Below are 17,148 nucleotides of genomic sequence, written 5' to 3'. Positions count from 1 at the left end.
GGTCCGTCCGGGTTTACTTGGCCGCTTCAAGCACGCCGCGGTTGATCTGGTCGCGCTCCAGCGACTCGAACAGGGCCTTGAAGTTGCCTTCGCCAAAGCCCTCGCGGTAGTTGCCCTTGCGCTCGATGAACTCGAAAAACACCGGGCCCAGCAGCGGCTGCGAGAAGATTTGCAGCAGCAGGCGCGGCTGACCGCCTTCGGTGGTTCCGTCCAGCAGAATGCCGCGTGCCTGCAACTCACCCACCGGTTGGCCGTGCCCCGGTAGACGGGCTTCCAAGTTTTCGTAGTACACGTCGTTGGGGGCGGTGAGCAGCGGAATGCCCGCCATCTGCAGCTTGTCGATGGCGCCGGGCAAGTCCTCGCACAGCAGGGCGATGTGCTGGATGCCCTCGCCGTTGAACTGCATCAGAAATTCCTCGATCTGCCCGCCACCCTGGCGCGCTTCTTCGTTCAGCGGAATGCGGACCAAGCCGTCTGGCGCGGTCATGGCTTTGGAGGTGAGGCCGGTGTATTCCCCCTGGATGTCGAAGTAGCGGATTTCCTGGAAATTGAACAACTTGCTGTAGAAGTCTGCCCAGTACGCCATGCGGCCGCGGTACACGTTGTGCGTCAGGTGGTCGACCACGCTGAAGCCATGGCCCACGGGGTGGCGGTCCACACCTTCGATGAATTCGAAGTCGATGTCGTAAATGGATTTGCCGTCTTCATAGCGGTCAATCAAATACAGCGGCGCGCCACCAATGCCTTTGATCGCGGGCAGGTTCAGCTCCATGGGGCCGGGGCGCAGCTCCACAGGTTGGGCGCCCAATTCGAGTGCGCGCTTGTAGGCAAGGTGCGAGTCCTTCACACGGAAGGCCATGCCACAAGCGCTGGGGCCGTGCTCGGCGGCAAAGTAACCGGCCACGCTTTTGGGCTCGCGGTTGACGATGAAGTTGATGCCGCCCTGGCGGTACAGCACCACGTCTTTGGAGCGGTGTTTGGCCACCAGCGTGAAGCCCATGCGTTCGAATATGGGCTCGATCACGCCCGCCAGAGGCGATGCAAACTCCACAAACTCAAAGCCCATCAGGCCCATCGGGTTGTCAAACAAATCACCTGTTGCATTGGCCATGGCTGTGCTCCTCAAACGCTGTTCTTGAAGCCTTGATTGTGGTCAATTGGACACGCAAAGGGTGTGCAAGTTGCAGGCCCAGCAGGTGCCGCCCATGCATAATTTGTGCATGAAAACAGAGAAATATGAAGATTCGCTGCTGGATAGCTTTGATATCAGTCTTCTTGCTGCACTGCAACGCGATGCCCATGCCACCCATCAGCAAATTGGGGAGCAGGTGCATTTATCGGCCTCGCAGGTGAGCCGCCGGGTGCAGCGCCTGCAGGCCAGCGGCATCATCCGCCGCTATGTGGCGCTGCTGGAACCTGCCGCCATTGGCCTGGGCGTGCGCGCTATTTCGTATGTGACGCTGACCCGCCACAGCGGCGACGAAGGCCTGGCGTTTGAGCGCGAGATTGCCAGCTTTCCCGAGGTGCTGGAGTGTTATTCGGTGGCTGGTGAATCGGACTACATCTTGCAGATCGTGGCGGCGAGCTTAAGCGTGCTGTCCGAACAAGTGCTGCGCCGCCTGACCCGCATCCAGGGCGTGGGCAGCATCCGCTCCAACATCGTGCTGGCCCGCATCAAGAGCAGCACGGAGCTGCCCTTGGAGCACCTCAAGCGCACCACTTAGACCATCAGCCGATAACCGACCGCGGTTTCCGTCAACAGATGCTGCGGCTGGCTGGGGTCGGCCTCCAATTTTTGCCGCAGGTGGCCCATGTAGATGCGCAGGTAGTGGCTCTGCGCGGCATGCGACGGGCCCCACACCTCGCGCAGCAACTGGCGGTGCGTCAGCACGCGGCCCGCGTTGGCCACCAGCACCAGCAGCAAACGGTATTCAATGGGAGTGAGGTGCACCTCGGTGCCCGCGCGGCGCACCAGCCGGGCCTGGCGGTCCACCTCTACCGCACCAAATACAAACAAGGACTCGTCCGGTTTGCCCTCGGTACTCGCGGCTCGCGGGCGGCGCAGATTGGCGCGCACACGGGCCAGCAGCTCGCCCACGCCAAAGGGTTTGGTCAGGTAGTCATCGGCACCCGCATCCAGCGCGGCAATCTTGTCGCTCTCGTCACTGCGAGCCGACAGCACCACAATGGGCACCGCCGACCAGTTGCGCACATCACGGATCACGTCCAGCCCGTCACCATCGGGCAGGCCCAGGTCCAGCACCAGCAGGTCGGGCTTGCGGGTGGCGGCATCGCGCAGGCCATGCTGCGCAGTCTCGGCCTCAAACACCTGCCAGCCTTCGGCCTCCAGCGCCAGGCGCACAAAGCGGCGGATCTGGGGCTCGTCTTCAATCAGTACGGCAACGGGCGCAGGGGTAGACATGGGGCTCAGAGTTCGTCGGCTTCGGTGGGCGCCAGCGGCGGAGATCGCCGTGGCAAAGTGATAGTGAATTCTGCACCACCGCCATCGGCGTTGCGGGCCGCAATACGACCTTTGTGCGCATCAACGATGGCTTTGCAAATGGCCAAACCCAGCCCCACACCGCGTGTGGTGGATTCATTTTTTCCGCGGGTGAATTTTTCGAACAAATCCGCTTCCTTCCCCAGGCTGGCCGGCGGCAATCCCGGACCATAGTCACGTACACGCAGCTCCAGACTGTCTTGGCCTGCCTGCGCCGACACCTCCACAGCGGGCGTGCTCGGCGGCGTGTTTACGCCGTACTTGGCTGCGTTTTCCATCAGATTGACCAGTACACGCTCGATCAACCCTGCATCAAACTCCACCAACGGAAGGTCGGATGCAATCGTGGTGTGCACAGCCAGTGGGCCCAGCGCATGCCGCGCTGCGCGGATCGCACTGCCCACCACCTCCTCCACCGACTCCACCCAGCCGCAGCTCCACCTGGCCGCTCCAGGCGCGCCATCTCCAGCAGGTTGCCCACCAGCGCGCTTAGCTCGCGCGCCTCGTGGCTGATAGCGTCGGCAGCCCCTTTTGGTTGGGGGTCAGTGGCTCCGAGCTGGCCAACGACTCCCTTGACCAATCAGCGCCTCAGCGGCGTGCGCACATCGTGCGACATGGCAGCCCACAGGGTGTTGCGCAGGCGCTCGGACTCCATTTGAACCACTGCGCCCCCGCGACTTCCACATATGCACACGCTCCAATCAATCGCAATTTGCCTGGCCAGCGGTCGAGTTGCTCACCTCTCGGGAATCGACAACCAACGTGCTTGCTCCGGGCGCAGCGCCAGCACGCCGCGCACCCGCATGGGGCTCAGCGGCACATGCCAGCCGGGGTGGACGTAGCCACCCCAGCGCGCTGGCCGTTGTGGAAGGCCCAACGGCAATGCTGGCACGAGGCCCCTGCACTAGGACAACGGTTGGTCGCGACCATCTGCAACAACATCTTGGCCTCCCCCAATGCGCTCCCGGCCGCCTCCCCCAATCCACCACCTCTCATCAGCGCGGCAACGGTCGCGCAGCCAACAGCCGCACGCCGCTCGCGCGCACCCCATCGCCGAGAAACGCAAATTGGCCGGAGCTGCCAACAGCAAACCCACCACCAGCACACACAGGAACCAGAACCACTCACTCACCGCAAACACAACGCGGACAGAAAAAATCGAACGAAACCACCACAGCACCGCTCCGCGCCGCCCCCCCCCAGCTTGACCCCCCACACCACCCCCACAAAAACAACACACGATGGCCACAAACCACACAAGCCGGACACGGGGGAGCAGGCACGCTCCACCCACCACCATAACGCGCCCATCGGCGCCACCGCAAGGCATCCACCGACCCAAGCGCCCACCGCACGCATCAGTCAAGCCTACCCCCACCAACCCGCCACGCACCGGCGCGGGCGCTACCCGCCCAGCCACGCCGGCCGACGGCGGCCCACACCCGCCACGGCGCGCCCCCAGCACTTCCCCCCACCGCCCCCCACCCCCACGCCACCCGCCCCCGCCTCCGCCCCCCAAGCCCAGCCCGCACATAGCTGCCCGCCACGCCCGGCCACCCATCGGCCCCTCCTGGCCCACCCCCCCCCCCATCCGCGCCGGGCCCTCGCGCCGACCCCCACCCACTCGCGCCCCTCCCGCCCCACGCCCCCGCCTCAGTTCGGCGCGCGCCTCCGACCCCCCCGCCCCCACGCCGACACCCACCACCCCCCCCCACCCGCCCGCTCATTCACCCAACCCCCTAGCCCCGGCCCCCCAAGCCACCGCCGCCCACGGCCCGCCCACACCCACACCCCCACCTGGCGCGCCGCGCTTGGGCCAGCCGCCACCACCCGTCGGGCTGCCGCCAGGCCGCACAATCCACTCCACCACCCCCGCGACCTTCGGGCAGCACTTCAGCCGGTCTAAGCCCATGTGTCCTTGCGGCCATGGGTTTCCACCACACCCACCAGCACCCGCGCCCACCCTCGCACGTGTGCGGCGCTTACATGCGTAGGTTTTACCCACGCCCCATGCGCCAAATCGCAGCTGCCGCCCTGCTGCCTCGCCTCCTGGGCCACGCGCACGCGGCCCGGACCCCACTTCGGGACGGGCATTTCCTGGGTTTGTGCCTTCGCCCACGGGGCCCATGCCATCAGCAGGCACCACCACACCCACCTACCCACGCAACCAACGCAGCCAACGCGTTGCGTCCAGCGCCCACAGCACACCACGGCACCCCCACCACCACTCGGGTGTGTGCCACCAGCGCCTCACCGCTCCGCGCTGCGGGCCTCGCCACCCCGTACTGCGCCCGGCGGGGCACGGGCCAGCCCGCGGCCGGCGCCACTAGCTCCACCGGCCGGGCGCGGGTGTAGGGCGGCGGCGCGCAGGGCCCAGGCGGCCTTGGCTGCCCACCACCCGGCAGCGGTCCCTGTGGAGCCGCCAACGCCCACTTTTGGGCACGGGCCGGGGCCGGGGCGACCCCGAGGGCCTGGCGCTAAATTCTGGCCGACAGCCAGCCGACCGCCGTCGCGGCGCTGCCAGGGCCTCTGGAAACGGCCGCCACCCACCACCACGGGCCACGCCGGGACCGGCCAAAACCACCCCCTTTTTTTCTGAGACCCAAACCAGACACACCACGCAACCACCAACGACAACCCCCCAACCAAGAGCCAGCGGCGCACACGCCCACCCACCACTCACCCTTTACGCCCGAACACACCACACAACCTAAAATCACGGCCGACAAAAGCCAGGCGCCCGCCACACATTAGGCCGCCAACTCGAGGCCACAAAAGGCCGAAGGCGAAAACGCCACCGTCGCAAGCGACGAACCGCGTGCACACACGCCTGCCTCTCCACATCTCCCACCGGGGCCGTCCACCATATTCCGGCCTCTTGCCGCCGCCCTTCATGCCACGCCACATCGGCCGCCACGCCACCCGCCCACTCCACCGCCTTCGCCCACCCGCGTCTTCGTGGCTCGCCAACGTCCACCCGGCTCGGCCAGCGGCCCTTGTCGCCAGACATCACCTCTTATGCCCATCGCGCAGCCGCCAAACCGTTCCTGATACCGCCCACATGTCCTTAGCTCCCAATCCCACACCTGCCCCATCACCACGGCCCGGCGCCCCGCCCCTCCGCTCCACACCCCAGGGCCTGCTTCCACCTTCGCCGCGTCCACCGCGCCCTCCAGCGGGCGCCTCGGCACGCACTCCATGCCCCACGGCTGCGCGGCACCCTTCTTGGCCACCACGGCTCGATCTCACCTTCTTGGCCGCCGAGCTGCGGCCCCGCGTCATCGCCAGGCCGCCGCCACTGCCACGCAGCGCCCAACACCGCCGCGGGCCGGGGGGCCGGCTTCCACACAACCATCCACATCGCCCCCCCCCACCCCGCCCGGCAACACATCCCACACGCTCACGCCGGCCACCCTCCCCGACACGCCCCAAGTGGGACAGCACACCAGCAAGCAAGCAGGAGCTACCACGGGCCACCCCCCGCCCCACCAAAGAAACGGCACAGCGGACCGTGACCACCACGAGCAGCGCCACCAGCAAAAGCAACGCCACTTCATGGGGCTCCGCGCGCGCCTCCACCATCCATCATCGCCAGAAACACTCGCCGTCACACCAATCGCACACCACCACGGACAACACCCGCACCACCAGTGACGGAGGCAGTCGCCACCCGACTCCCCCCCGCCCCGAGCGCCTCCCGCCACCCCTACTTCCCGCCACCACGCCGCCGACCCACCACATCGCCCTCCCCTCTCCACCCCGACCTTGCCCTCTTTCTGCCCCCTCTCCCTTACGAGCTCCTCCCCCGCCACCCCCGCGCACGGGAACCACAGCCCGCCACGCCAAACCAACACCGACCGCCTTCATCCTCACCCACGGCACCCAAGACCCCCCGTCCCACCACCCCCGCGGCCCACACGGCGCGACCGTGGCCACGTTCTCGCATTTCCCCCCCACGCCCACACCTCCCACCCCCCCCCGCTTCCGGCCCACACGCACCCCGACCAGCCCCCGCCGAAGGTGCCAGGGGGCCGGCGGCCCCACCCCAGCACCCCACACACGCCCACCCCCAGCCCGCCCGCGCGCCGCGCCCCCCTCCTGCGGCCGGCGGGGGGCCCGCCGCACCGGCCTCCACCCCCACACCCATCTCCCCAGCACCGCCACCACCACCTCCCCCGCTCCCCGATCGGGGCGCCACACGGCCGCAAAACCTCCGAGCGAAGACAGCACCGACAGGCCGGGCCCACGCCCCAAACACCACTCACCCACTCATCACCACCACCCCCGCAGCACAGCATCACCGCACCCAAGCCGCACCGCACGCCGCGGGGCCCGTTTCCCCCCTTCCATTTCCGCCCTCGGCGCGGCGGCGCCACACCCATCCCAATGGGTCCCATTTCTCTCCGGCAAGCCACCACGGCACACAAACATCACCGTCATCGCCCCACGCCCACCCGCCCACCCCTCCACCACGACCGCCCCAGGCGCCAGCCCAGCCCGTCAACGAGCGAGGGCGCCGACCACCCCATCGCCCACACTTGAAGCCCTACGCCACCGCCCAGCTTTCTTCCTGGTCTTCCACCGGCCCCTTTCGTCCCAGGCGCCTCGCCCACTCTTCTACCTCCCACGGACCTTTTAAGCCAGTCCTGACACGCCCGCCCACCCCTGCCCACCCACACGCAACACACCGCGGACCGTCGACCCAAAGTTCCACCCCCCGCGGCAGCCCGAACACAAACACCACCCAATCCGCCGCACGAAGTTTTCACCGCCGCCCACATCTCGACCCAGCGACCCCGCAAACCCCCAGGACACCACCACCACACCACACGCCCCACCGGCGGCACCCTTGCCACTGCACAAAACACCCACACCCCACGCGTAGGCCACAGCGCCAGCGTGACTGCCTCCGCTGACTGTCGGCGGTGCCTCGCCCGGAACAGGCCCTCCAGCCGCAGCAGCCCCTTTGCGCCCGACTCAGACGCCCAACCACCCAAGGCCAATCGTCGAGCATCGAAAGAGGGCCAGCAGCCCCCAAGCCGAGCTCTCATTTAAATCCTCCCGCCACCAGCCAACACCAATCGCCCAACAAGGCAGCACAGGTGCCGCCCAGGCCGTAGACCACATGCAATGTGTTCACCGTTTCCATCATTTCTCCTGCATCAAATCGATAAGGTGCAGGCCGAAACGGGGTTTAGATAGCAGAAAGCGAAAGCCCGCATCCGCGGGCTTTACGCTGCTGATCCCGCCGCTGCGGGATATCGTGCGGTTTACTTGGCGGTACGCAACCCCACACCCAGCGCCGCAACCACGCTGAGCAACAGCACCAGGGCCGCGCCTATGAGCGTGGCGCCATACCAGCCGCGGTCCATAAACACGCCGAAGACAACCGGCGAAATGGCGAAGCCGGTGTCCAGGCCCGAATACACCAGGCCGTAGACGCGGCCTGTTGCGCCCTTGGGCGTGGCCTTCTTGATCATCATGTCGCGCGAGGGGCCGCCAATGCCCACTGCAAAGCCGGTAATGGCCAAGACCACCATGGTGCCGGTGCCCCCCAGCCAGCCGGTGCCACACAGGGCCAGCAGCACCGCACCGGCCGCCATGGCCCAGGCCACCACGCGGTCGGAATGCTGGGACTTGGCCGCCACAAAGCCGCCAATGAACATGCCCACCGCGCCGCACAGCATGTACGACGAAATGGTGTAAGTGGCCGCCTCAAAGCTCACGCCGTGCATGGCCTTGAGGATGGACACGGCATAACTCTGCACCACGGCTAGCGTCATGGTGGAGAGCAAAAAGAAGCCAAAGCACCACCACACCACCGGCAGCTTCATGAAGGCCATGTTGTGCTCGGCCTTGGGTCCGCCCGCCACTGGCTCTGGCTTGCGGGCTACGGTGGTGAGCAGGTGCTGGCGCTGCGAGGCGAGCACCCCAATCACCACCACAAACAACACCGCAGCGGCCAGGTACGTCTGCCGCCAGCCGATAAGCGCGCCCAGGCCCGCAAAGAACACGGGCGCCAATGCCCACCCCAAATTGCCACTCAAGCCATGGGCGCTAAAGGCGTAACCCAAACGCGGCGCAGACACGCGCTGGTTCAGGATGGTGAAGTCCACCGGGTGAAACGTGGCATTGCCCAGCCCTGCCAGCACGGCCACCAGCATCAGGCCCAGGTAGCCAGTCGCCAACGAGGCGATCACACAGGCCACCACAAACAGGCTCAGCGACATGAACATCAGCGGGCGCGCACCAAAGCGGTCCACCACAAAGCCTGCGCAGGCTTGGCCCACACCCGAGACCACGAAGAAAGCCGTCATCAGCAGCCCCAGCTGCGAATAGCTGAACCCGAATTCCTGCATGAACACCGGAAACAGCAGCGGCAAGATCAGGTGGCCAAAGTGCGAACTGGCATGGGCCAGGCCCACCAGGCCAATCACGGTGGCGTCTTGCTTGATGGGAACGGAAGGTGCGGCGGGGGCGGTGGTGAGGGTTGCGCTGGTCATGAGCGGCATCGTACGGTCGGGCGCGACTTCTTGATTACGACAAAAAGACAATAATTGTCGAAATTCCGCCAAACCTGACCCAACGATCAACGCCCATGAAACGCAAGGCACCGCTCCAACCTGTGTCGTTTGACACCTCGGCCCAGCGCCCCCCCACGGCCCAGCGCCCGGTGCGCAGCCGTTCCCGCTCGCTGGCCATGGACGCGCACATCGAACCCCACCAGCACCCCTGGTCGCAGTTCACCTACTGCGCCAGCGGCCTCATGCAGGTGACGGTGACACAGGGTGAACGGCAAATGACCTTTATCGTGCCGCCCAGCCGCGCGGTGTGGATTCCGCCCCACGTGCAGCACAACGTGGTGGTGCTGGAAACCGCTGAGCTACGCACGGTGGACGTGGACCCCAGCGTGCTGCCCGCCAGCTGGACCGAGTGCCGTGTGCTGGTGGTGAGCAAGCTGCTGCGCGAACTGGTGCATGCGCTGGAGGGCAGCGAGCCCGGCCCGCGGGACGACGCCCTCATGGCCCTAACGGCCGACGGGATGGCCCGCTCGGACACGCAGGCCCTGGGTGTGCCCATGCCCCACCCCGAACACGGCGACAAGCGCCTGCGCGCCCTGTGCGAAGCCGTGCTGCGCGACCCGGCCGAAAAATCACAACTCAAGGAATGGGTGGCAGACGTGGGCGCCAGCGAACGCACCGTGGCCCGCCTGTTCCGCGACGAACTGGGCACCAGCTACCAACAATGGCGTACCCAGGCGGTGCTGGCCCACGCCCTGCCCCAGCTGGCGCGTGGCGTGCCCATTGCCCAGGTGGCCGCGGCTGCGGGCTACGCCAGCGACAGCGCGTTCTCTGCCATGTTCAAGCAAAGCATGGGCAAGGCACCCAGCCATTTCAAGGTCACTGGCTGAGCCCGGCAGCTTCCATCGTTTCAAAGGACATCTTCATGCACTTCTCCAACTGGCTGGTCTTCTGTGGCGTCGCGTTTCTGGTCACCTTCAGCCCCGGCCCAGGTGTGCTGCTGGCGGTGTCCAACGCCATGGCGCATGGCAAGCGGGACTGGGTGGCCAGCTCGCTGGGCAATGCCACGGGCCTGTTCATCATCTCGGGCGTGGCCATGGCCGGCATGGGTGCCATCCTGGCGGTATCGGCCTTGGCGTTTACGGTGCTCAAGGTGGCCGGTGCCTTGTATTTGATTTACCTGGGTATCAGGCAGTGGCGCAGCCAAACGGTGTCATTTGCTGCGGCCGCTGGGGCCACCCCAGAGGCGGGCACGCCGGCCGACAAAGCCATGACCCGCCGGCTCTATGGCCAAGGCATGGGCGTGGCACTGACCAACCCCAAAGCCATCTTGTTTTTCTCGGCGTTGTTCCCGCAGTTCATCACCGCCGATGCGCCAGTGCTGGAGCAAGTGGCGGTGCTGACCTGCACCTTTGTGGTGATGTCATTGCTGTCGCATTTGTTTTATGTGGTGGTGGCGCGCCTCTTCAAAGGCCAGCTGGCCAACCCGCGCAAGCAGCGTTTGTTCAACCGCGTCTCGGGCGGTCTGTTTGTGCTGCTGGGCCTGAGCCTGCTGCGCCTGAAGAACAAGGTGGCCGCCTGAGCGGCCGCACATTGCTATAAAAACAGAAGCTACTCGCGCATATATCACGGGGTCTAGAGGCCTATTTGATGCTTATTTAGCGCTGCAACGGCGCTTTGCGCATGTGCAGCAGGGCCGCGATGAACAGGCCCACCACCACCAGGTCAAAGCCAACGGCCAGCCCAGCCGTCCCCAGATACGCTTGGCCATACACCAGCACCAGCCCAACAAAGGCCAGCTTGCTGACGATGGCCACAACCAACACCAGCGGGCGGCTGGCGGGCCGGTAGGCGCCGTAGATCAACAGCACGCCCACCAGCGTAATCAGCACGCCCCAGTTGCGCACCACGATGTTGGCCAGCGGCCCCTCCAGCGTAGTGCCAAAGGTCTGGCGCAGCGCGCCCTGCGGGTCGATGGCGGCATAGAACATGGTGCAGGTCAGCAGGCCCGACACCAGCATGATCCACTTCAAGGCGTTGGCAATCCCTTGCATGGCTTACTCCTTCAGGTCGATGATGGTTGGGCCGACGCAGGCAGCCCGAAAATTTTGTCAAAGGCCCAGGTGAAGCCCACGGTGTAGACAAAGAAAAACAGCAGCAACCCGAAGTCCGCCACCAGCGCGGCCCACAGGGTGATGTCCAGCCAGTAGGCCATTACCGGCGCCAGGATGATGGCGAGCCCGCCCTCGAACCCGATGCCATGTGCGAACCGCCGCGCGGGCGAGCGCCCTTTCACCGTCTGCCGCGCCTCCCAGCGCTCAAACAGGCTGTTGAACATGTAGTTCCACGCCAGCGCAATGCTGGACATGACGGCAGACAGCGCAAAGGCCGAACCAGGGGGATGGGAGAAGGCCAGCGCCAGCGTGGGCGTGACCACCGCGATGGCAATGCTTTCGTACAGGGCGGCTTGGAGAATGCGACGTTGAAGGGGAGACATGGGGGTGCATGGTAAGGGGTCGGGATCTCGCAAAAGCACGCCGCTATCATCTTCTGCATGGGAGAACACCACACCAACCAAGCCGCAGCCTCGCAATTCATTGCCCGCTGGACCGGCAAAACCGCCTCTGAACTCTCCACCGCACAAAGCTTTCTCATTGAGCTGTGCGCCCTGATCGGTGTGGCCCCGCCCACGCATGAGCTGGACTACATGTTTGAGCGGCCCATCACCTTTAGCCACGGCGACGGCAGCACCAGCGCGGGCCGCATTGATTGCTACCGCCAAGGCCACTTTGTTTTAGAGGCCAAAAAAGTCAAGGCTAGCCCCGCCACCAAAGGCTTTGACGACGGCCTCTTGCGCGCCCGCGCCCTACCCTCTGCCGAGGGCCGTGGCCCCCAGAAGCAAAGCCTGCCCCGCATTCTGGAAACATTGAAAGCTTTGGCACCAGCGAAGCAAAAACATGACATCTGGAGGGGACAGGCGTGAATCAGCAGTTTCAGCACCCAATCGAATGGGAATGCTTCAGCGAGATCGTTCAGTCGAAACACTGCTCAATTGCAGACTGGGGACCACTTCACGGCCCAATTTCAAGCTTCACCATCAGACGCGATGCTGAGCTAAACCTCATTCTCGAAACGACCTCAGGCAACAATAGTAGGTCTACTGCAACTCACCCACCTTTGGGGACCGTGCAAGAGTTAACGAATCAGATCACTTTTAAAAACGAATATTTGGGCACGGCAACTGCAGTTGGCCTAGTGCCACAGGGCCTGCGCAGAACCTACACAAGCACAGAAACTGGTGGTCAAACCACAGAAACTTCGTCCATTCACGCGCTAACCTGGACTTCGGCGAGGGTCGGTGAGTCTGCATACACGATGGACTGGCTTGAAAGCGTTCCCAATGCTTACCACTGGCCCCATATTGTGGATTCGACAGATACGGAAACCATATCTAATAAATTCCGTGCTGATGATTTTGAAATCTCGATGAATGCGTCGGTGGAGAGCCGCTCATCTAGTCTAGCTTGTGCACACCTTCGTATAGACGGCATGGATATATTCGTTGGCACACTCCATAAAAAGTCTATTGCGAACATTGAAATGCCGGGGTACATCCTTTACAAGGGATGCCCTGACGCATCATTTCGCGAGAAGCTACGCGGTGCACTTTCGTTTGCTCTGGGACAGTACCTTGTATACCTCGGGCATTCAAGTTTCAATGAAAAATGGGACCTGATCCAGCTGGAGGCAATCAGCCCAGCCACGTTAGGTGGTGCAGCGACTAAATTGGTTGCGCAACCGCCTGCTCCACTTGATATGCAACGCCAATGGTGGATTTCACCCGATTCGTTACAACGTGTCGCTGAGTCAATCTTCCAGAGTTATGACAAATACGGGTTACGAAGCGCCCTGTGGGGATATTGGCACGGTATGGCAGCACCTGCACACATTGCTGCCGTCCACTTTGCAGCGGTAATAGAGAGGCTGCAAACGACATATTTCACATTCCATGACGCAAATTCGAAGAGTCTTTTAGATAAAAAAACGTGGAAGGAACTTCAAAAGCAGTTGGTTGCTGAACTCGAAAAAGTTGGCCTGACCGAAGAACTGGAAACCATCCTCCGCAATAAATTGGACTCTCTGAATTCAGCTCCTCAGTCCATACTGATGAAGCGATTTCTGGGAGAGCTCAACATAGAAATGGGTTCGGTAGAGACCCGTGCTTGGAGGGAAGGTAGAAATCGCGCGGCCCACGGAGGCGTTATTGAGCGACGTGAATTCACCAAGGTAGTACGAGAAAACAAGTCACTGCGGGTTTTGATCAACCGAATGATCTTGGCTATGTGTGGGGCGGCAGATTTTTATATTGATTACTACACGCTGGAGCACCCCATTCAGCCGATTCAGAAACCAAGTCCCGAAGATTTGGGTTGAAAAAGCATCATTAGAACCATGCCGCTACACCTCCAAACACCTCTCCTGGAATCCCGCCCCCTAAGCCTCCTGGCCCAACGCCAAGTCTGGCTCAAGATGGAAGCCCTGCAGCCCCCAGGCAGTTTCAAAATTCGCGGCATCGGCCACGCCTGCCAGCTACACGCACAACGGGGCGCCAAGCGCTTCGTGTCGTCGTCCGGCGGCAACGCCGGCATGGCGGTGGCGTATGCGGGGCGCATGCTGAACATTCCCGTCACGGTGGTGGTGCCGCAGACCACCACGGCGCGGGCACAAGAGCTGCTGCGGCAAGAGGATGCGGACGTGATCGTGCATGGTGCGTCGTGGCAAGAGGCCAATGAACTGGCCCTGTCGCTGGTGGGGCCGGACGACGCGTTTTTGCATCCGTTTGACGACCCGCTGCTGTGGGCCGGCCATGCCAGCATGGTGGACGAAGTGGCGCAGGCGGGCCTGGTGCCCGATGCGGTGGTGTTGTCGGTGGGCGGTGGTGGCCTGATGTCGGGGGTGGCCGAAGGCATGGCGCGCAATGGCTGGGGCAGTGTGCCCATCATTGCGGTGGAGACAGACGGCGCCGCGTCGCTGCACGCGGCCATGCAGGCGGGTCACACGGTGGGGCTGGACGCCATCACCAGCATTGCCGGGTCACTCGGCGCCAAGCGCGTGTGCGAACAGGCGTTCCAGTGGACGCAGCAGCGCCCGGTGCAGAGTGTGCGGGTGTCCGACGCGAGTGCGCTGGATGCGTGTGAACGCTTCTTGACCGACCACCGTGTGCTGGTGGAACCGGCCTGCGGTGCAGGCCTGGCGCTGGCCTACGAAGCCCACGCCGCGCTGGCGCCCTACCGCAACGTGCTGTTCATCGTGTGCGGCGGCGCTACCGCCACGGTGGAGCAAATTCGCCAGTGGCGAGGGGCCTGAAACCGGAACCTGCGCAGGCTAGTTACTATAAAAATAGTAGCTGCTCGCGCATATTCCACGGGTGCTAGAGGCACTTTTTATCCATAATCCCAGATATACATGCCACGCATGACCCAAGCTCCCAATCTGCAAATCGCAACGCTGTGGGCAGACGCGCTCCAGGCGGAGGGGATTGAGGCGAGTGTGCAGCGGCAATACCTGGGCAGTGCGGTGGGCGAACTGCCACCTGATCAATGCCTGCCCGAGGTGTGGATTCGCCACCCGGAACAGGAAGCCGCGGCGCGGGAACTGCTGCACCACCTGCAGCACGTTCCGCAACGGCGCTGGGTATGTGTATGCGGCGAGCGGGTGGAAGGCGGGTTTGAGCAGTGCTGGAACTGCGGTGCGTGGATGCCCCGGTAGCCACTTTGGCAGCTGCACAACGCACCACAGGCCTTCAGCGCATGACGCCGAAGGCCTGTGTTGTTATGGAACGGAGAGAGGCTTAGGGAGCCGCGTTTTTCTTGGCAATTTCATTGCCAATGTAGCCACCCCCCACCGCACCTGCGATGGTGGCCAGGGTCTTGCCGTCGCCACTGCCAATTTGGCTACCCAGCGCGCCGCCAACAACAGCACCAATGCCGATACCGATAGCGCTGTTCTGCTGGGCCGGCGCGGCGGCGGGTTGTGCGGGTGCCGTGGAAGCGGATGCCACCTGGGTTGACGACTTTTGAGTGGGTGCCTTTTGGCTTGCAGTTTTCTGCTGAGCAGTCGCGGCAGGCAGTGGCTTCACGTCCGCCGGGGCGCTTACCGCAATGGCCGCTGGCACATTGGCATTGGAGCTGGGAAGAATGCCTGTGATGGCGGCTGCGCCCAGCAGACTCACCAGCACCACCGAACCGGCAGCGACAGCAACCAGTGGGTGCATGCGAGGAATGAAGTGGTGTTTGGCTTGAATAGCGTGCGAGTTCATAGTGTGTCCTTCTGTCGTGATTGAAAAAATCACAACTGCAGTTTGGCCGGTCTGCGCCGCTTCAACCAGAGGACAAAATCTCGACATGGCGTAGGCAATTTCCTACAACGCCACCGCCATCAGTGCCCAGAACTCACTCTGGCGTATTGATATCGCCGTCGGCGCCGGGCGCGTTCAGTGCCTGCTGCGCCAGCTCTTCGTCGGAAACTTCGGGCAGGTTGTTCAGCTCGCTCCACTCTTCCACAAACTCGTCGCTGGGGTCTTCGCCGTGCACCAGCACATCGTCGATCGTCTGGCGCCGCCGCGTGGAGGGCTCCGCGGCCGATATAGTGCCGGCAGCAACTGTGGCGGGGGCAGCTTCCGCCAAAGGCGTATTTTTGGCCTTTGCCTCCAAGAATGACGCAAAGTCTCCGTTGTGGGGCGTGTCTTGGTTTGTCATAGTTGTTCTCCCTTCAAAAATTGCTTGTTGAGATGGCTTAGGCAGTTACCTGCACACCCTTCCAAAACGCCACCCGATCGCGCACCATATCGGCCTCGGGTTTGGGGTCGGCGTAGTACCAGACGGCGTCGATGTTCATCTCGCCATTCACCATCAGCGAGTAGTAGCTGGCCTGGCCTTTCCGGGCGCAGCTGGTTTTGTGGTTGCTGAACTGCACGTAGTCGCGGTTCAGGCTGCTGGCAGGAAAGTAGTGGTTGCCTTCCACCAGCAAGGTGTCTGCGCTTTCGGCGATGATGGTTCCGTTCCAAATGGCTTTCATTGCATGCTCCTGGGTCACATTCGTAAGCTCCCATTGCACCACAACGCAGGGCAACTGAGTGCTACCGGGGGCAATCGCTTTCGCTTATCCTGTGCCCTCATTTGAAAGGCTTTGCCATGCGTACTTCTCCCTTGTTTTTGCGCCGCCACCTGCTCGTGCTGGCCACCGGTTTGTTAGCCAGCTGGGGCGCACAGGCCGATAGCCCCGTGCGCGTTGGCTCCAAGATCGACACCGAAGGCAAGCTGCTGGGCAACATCATCGTGCTGGCACTGGAGGCCAAGGGCATCAAGACCGAAAACAAGGTGGCGCTGGGCAATACCAAGGTGGTGCGCACGGCCCTGATGGCCGGCGAGATTGACCTCTACCCCGAGTACACCGGCAACGGCGCCTTCATGTTGGGCGACGAGGGCAACAAGGCCTGGAAGAGCCTGCGCGCGGGCTACGAGCTGGCCAAGAAAATGGACCTGGAGAAGAACAAAATCGTCTGGCTGGAACCGGCCAATGCCAACAATACCTGGGCGATTGCCGTGCGCCGCGATGTGGCCAGCGCCAACAAATTGCGCACGCTGGACGACATGGGTCGTTACATAGCCAAGGGCGGCACGTTCAAGCTGGCGGCCTCGGCCGAATTCATGGAGCGGGCCGACGCCATGCCCGCCTTCCAGGCGGCCTATGGCTTCAAGCTGCGCGCCGACCAGGCGCTGGTGCTGGCCGGGGGCGACACGGCGGCCACCATCAAGGCTGCAGCCGAAAAGACCTCGGGGGTGAACGCCGCCATGGCCTATGGCACCGACGGCCCGGTAGCCGCGCTGGGCCTGGTGGTGATGGAAGACCCCAAGGGCGTGCAGCCCGTGTATGCGCCCGCACCGCTGGTGCGTGAAGAGGTGCTCAAGCAGCACCCGGCCATTGCCACGGTGCTGGCCCCCATCTTCAAGGCGCTGGACGGCCCCACGCTGCAAATGCTGAACGCCCGCATTCAGCTCGAAGGGCAAGACCCACGCAAGGTGGCCAGCACCTTCTTGCAGAGCAAGGGATTCCTGAAATAAGCGC

General features: G+C 63.7%; 18 protein-coding genes. 8 read left to right on the top strand and 10 right to left on the bottom strand.

All coding sequences use genetic code 11. The features are described from left to right. Positions 1 to 13: 13 nt before the first annotated feature. Positions 14 to 1,111 carry a 4-hydroxyphenylpyruvate dioxygenase gene (hppD, locus tag U5O12_RS01185; RefSeq protein WP_322576870.1) on the bottom strand — a complete coding sequence of 366 codons (1,098 nt, stop codon included), beginning with the start codon at positions 1,109 to 1,111 and terminating at the stop codon, positions 14 to 16. A gap of 109 nt (positions 1,112 to 1,220) precedes the next feature. On the opposite strand from hppD, the gene U5O12_RS01180 reads away from it, so the two are divergent. Beyond that, complete coding sequence (locus U5O12_RS01180) at positions 1,221 to 1,724, top strand: Lrp/AsnC family transcriptional regulator (RefSeq protein ID WP_322576869.1); 504 nt, start codon at positions 1,221 to 1,223, stop codon at positions 1,722 to 1,724. Here U5O12_RS01180 and kdpE read toward each other — a convergent pair. The 4 genes from kdpE to U5O12_RS01160 all read right to left on the bottom strand — a co-directional run bounded on the left by kdpE (position 1,721) and on the right by U5O12_RS01160 (position 9,003). Next, a complete protein-coding gene (kdpE, locus tag U5O12_RS01175; RefSeq protein WP_322576868.1) occupies positions 1,721 to 2,422 on the bottom strand; it encodes a two-component system response regulator KdpE in 702 nt (233 codons plus the stop codon). The two genes, U5O12_RS01180 and kdpE, sit on opposite strands and share 4 nt — an antisense overlap. A gap of 5 nt (positions 2,423 to 2,427) precedes the next feature. Continuing rightward, on the bottom strand, positions 2,428 to 2,904 hold the full coding sequence (locus U5O12_RS01170) for a sensor histidine kinase (RefSeq protein ID WP_322576867.1): 477 nt from the start codon (positions 2,902 to 2,904) through the stop codon (positions 2,428 to 2,430). Positions 2,905 to 3,236: 332 nt separating this feature from the next. Beyond that, the gene (locus U5O12_RS01165; protein ID WP_322576866.1) at positions 3,237 to 3,392 is read right to left on the bottom strand and encodes a hypothetical protein; all 156 of its coding nucleotides are present in this window, start codon (positions 3,390 to 3,392) and stop codon (positions 3,237 to 3,239) included. A gap of 4,378 nt (positions 3,393 to 7,770) precedes the next feature. Next, entirely contained in the window at positions 7,771 to 9,003 is a 1,233-nt protein-coding gene (locus U5O12_RS01160; RefSeq protein ID WP_322576865.1) for an MFS transporter, read from the bottom strand. Positions 9,004 to 9,098: 95 nt separating this feature from the next. Here U5O12_RS01160 and U5O12_RS01155 point away from each other — a divergent pair, with 95 nt between their 5' ends. Both U5O12_RS01155 and U5O12_RS01150 read left to right on the top strand, forming a co-directional pair. Continuing rightward, positions 9,099 to 9,911, top strand: coding sequence for a helix-turn-helix transcriptional regulator (locus tag U5O12_RS01155; RefSeq protein WP_322576864.1), 813 nt, complete (start codon positions 9,099 to 9,101; stop codon positions 9,909 to 9,911). Positions 9,912 to 9,946: 35 nt separating this feature from the next. Next, on the top strand, positions 9,947 to 10,603 hold the full coding sequence (locus tag U5O12_RS01150) for a LysE family translocator (RefSeq protein ID WP_322576863.1): 657 nt from the start codon (positions 9,947 to 9,949) through the stop codon (positions 10,601 to 10,603). A gap of 76 nt (positions 10,604 to 10,679) precedes the next feature. Here the strand turns inward: U5O12_RS01150 and U5O12_RS01145 are convergent, their stop codons facing one another. Both U5O12_RS01145 and U5O12_RS01140 read right to left on the bottom strand, forming a co-directional pair. Then, the gene (locus tag U5O12_RS01145; RefSeq protein ID WP_322576862.1) at positions 10,680 to 11,075 is read right to left on the bottom strand and encodes a hypothetical protein; all 396 of its coding nucleotides are present in this window, start codon (positions 11,073 to 11,075) and stop codon (positions 10,680 to 10,682) included. A gap of 11 nt (positions 11,076 to 11,086) precedes the next feature. Continuing rightward, on the bottom strand, positions 11,087 to 11,518 hold the full coding sequence (locus tag U5O12_RS01140) for a PACE efflux transporter (protein ID WP_322576861.1): 432 nt from the start codon (positions 11,516 to 11,518) through the stop codon (positions 11,087 to 11,089). Between the two features lie 57 nt (positions 11,519 to 11,575). Here U5O12_RS01140 and U5O12_RS01135 point away from each other — a divergent pair, with 57 nt between their 5' ends. The 4 genes from U5O12_RS01135 (at position 11,576) to U5O12_RS01120 (ending at position 14,790) form a co-directional block, all read left to right on the top strand. Further along, positions 11,576 to 12,004, top strand: coding sequence for a type IIL restriction-modification enzyme MmeI (locus U5O12_RS01135; protein ID WP_322576860.1), 429 nt, complete (start codon positions 11,576 to 11,578; stop codon positions 12,002 to 12,004). Then, complete coding sequence (locus U5O12_RS01130) at positions 12,001 to 13,455, top strand: hypothetical protein (protein ID WP_322576859.1); 1,455 nt, start codon at positions 12,001 to 12,003, stop codon at positions 13,453 to 13,455. The genes U5O12_RS01135 and U5O12_RS01130 overlap by 4 nt, the downstream gene beginning before the upstream one ends. Positions 13,456 to 13,473: 18 nt before the next feature. Next, complete coding sequence (locus U5O12_RS01125; protein ID WP_322576858.1) at positions 13,474 to 14,388, top strand: pyridoxal-phosphate dependent enzyme; 915 nt, start codon at positions 13,474 to 13,476, stop codon at positions 14,386 to 14,388. 99 nt (positions 14,389 to 14,487) lie between these two features. Further along, positions 14,488 to 14,790 carry a putative signal transducing protein gene (locus tag U5O12_RS01120; RefSeq protein WP_322576857.1) on the top strand — a complete coding sequence of 101 codons (303 nt, stop codon included), beginning with the start codon at positions 14,488 to 14,490 and terminating at the stop codon, positions 14,788 to 14,790. 82 nt (positions 14,791 to 14,872) lie between these two features. Here U5O12_RS01120 and U5O12_RS01115 read toward each other — a convergent pair whose 3' ends face one another. From U5O12_RS01115 to U5O12_RS01105, 3 genes are all read right to left on the bottom strand, one after another. Then, positions 14,873 to 15,340, bottom strand: a complete 468-nt coding sequence (locus U5O12_RS01115; RefSeq protein ID WP_322576856.1) for a glycine zipper 2TM domain-containing protein — start codon at positions 15,338 to 15,340, stop codon at positions 14,873 to 14,875. Between the two features lie 133 nt (positions 15,341 to 15,473). Beyond that, positions 15,474 to 15,779, bottom strand: coding sequence for a hypothetical protein (locus U5O12_RS01110; RefSeq protein WP_322576855.1), 306 nt, complete (start codon positions 15,777 to 15,779; stop codon positions 15,474 to 15,476). A gap of 37 nt (positions 15,780 to 15,816) precedes the next feature. Further along, on the bottom strand, positions 15,817 to 16,098 hold the full coding sequence (locus U5O12_RS01105) for a DUF427 domain-containing protein (RefSeq protein WP_322576854.1): 282 nt from the start codon (positions 16,096 to 16,098) through the stop codon (positions 15,817 to 15,819). Positions 16,099 to 16,214: 116 nt separating this feature from the next. Here U5O12_RS01105 and U5O12_RS01100 point away from each other — a divergent pair, with 116 nt between their 5' ends. After that, positions 16,215 to 17,144, top strand: coding sequence for an ABC transporter substrate-binding protein (locus U5O12_RS01100; RefSeq protein WP_322576853.1), 930 nt, complete (start codon positions 16,215 to 16,217; stop codon positions 17,142 to 17,144). The last annotated feature ends 4 nt before the right edge of the window (positions 17,145 to 17,148 follow it).

This window comes from Rhodoferax sp. (assembly GCF_034519335.1).
Lineage (GTDB): Bacteria > Pseudomonadota > Gammaproteobacteria > Burkholderiales > Burkholderiaceae_C > Allorhodoferax.
Note: the sequence above shows the minus strand (reverse complement) of the source record. Positions and strands in the feature narration are given on the sequence as shown.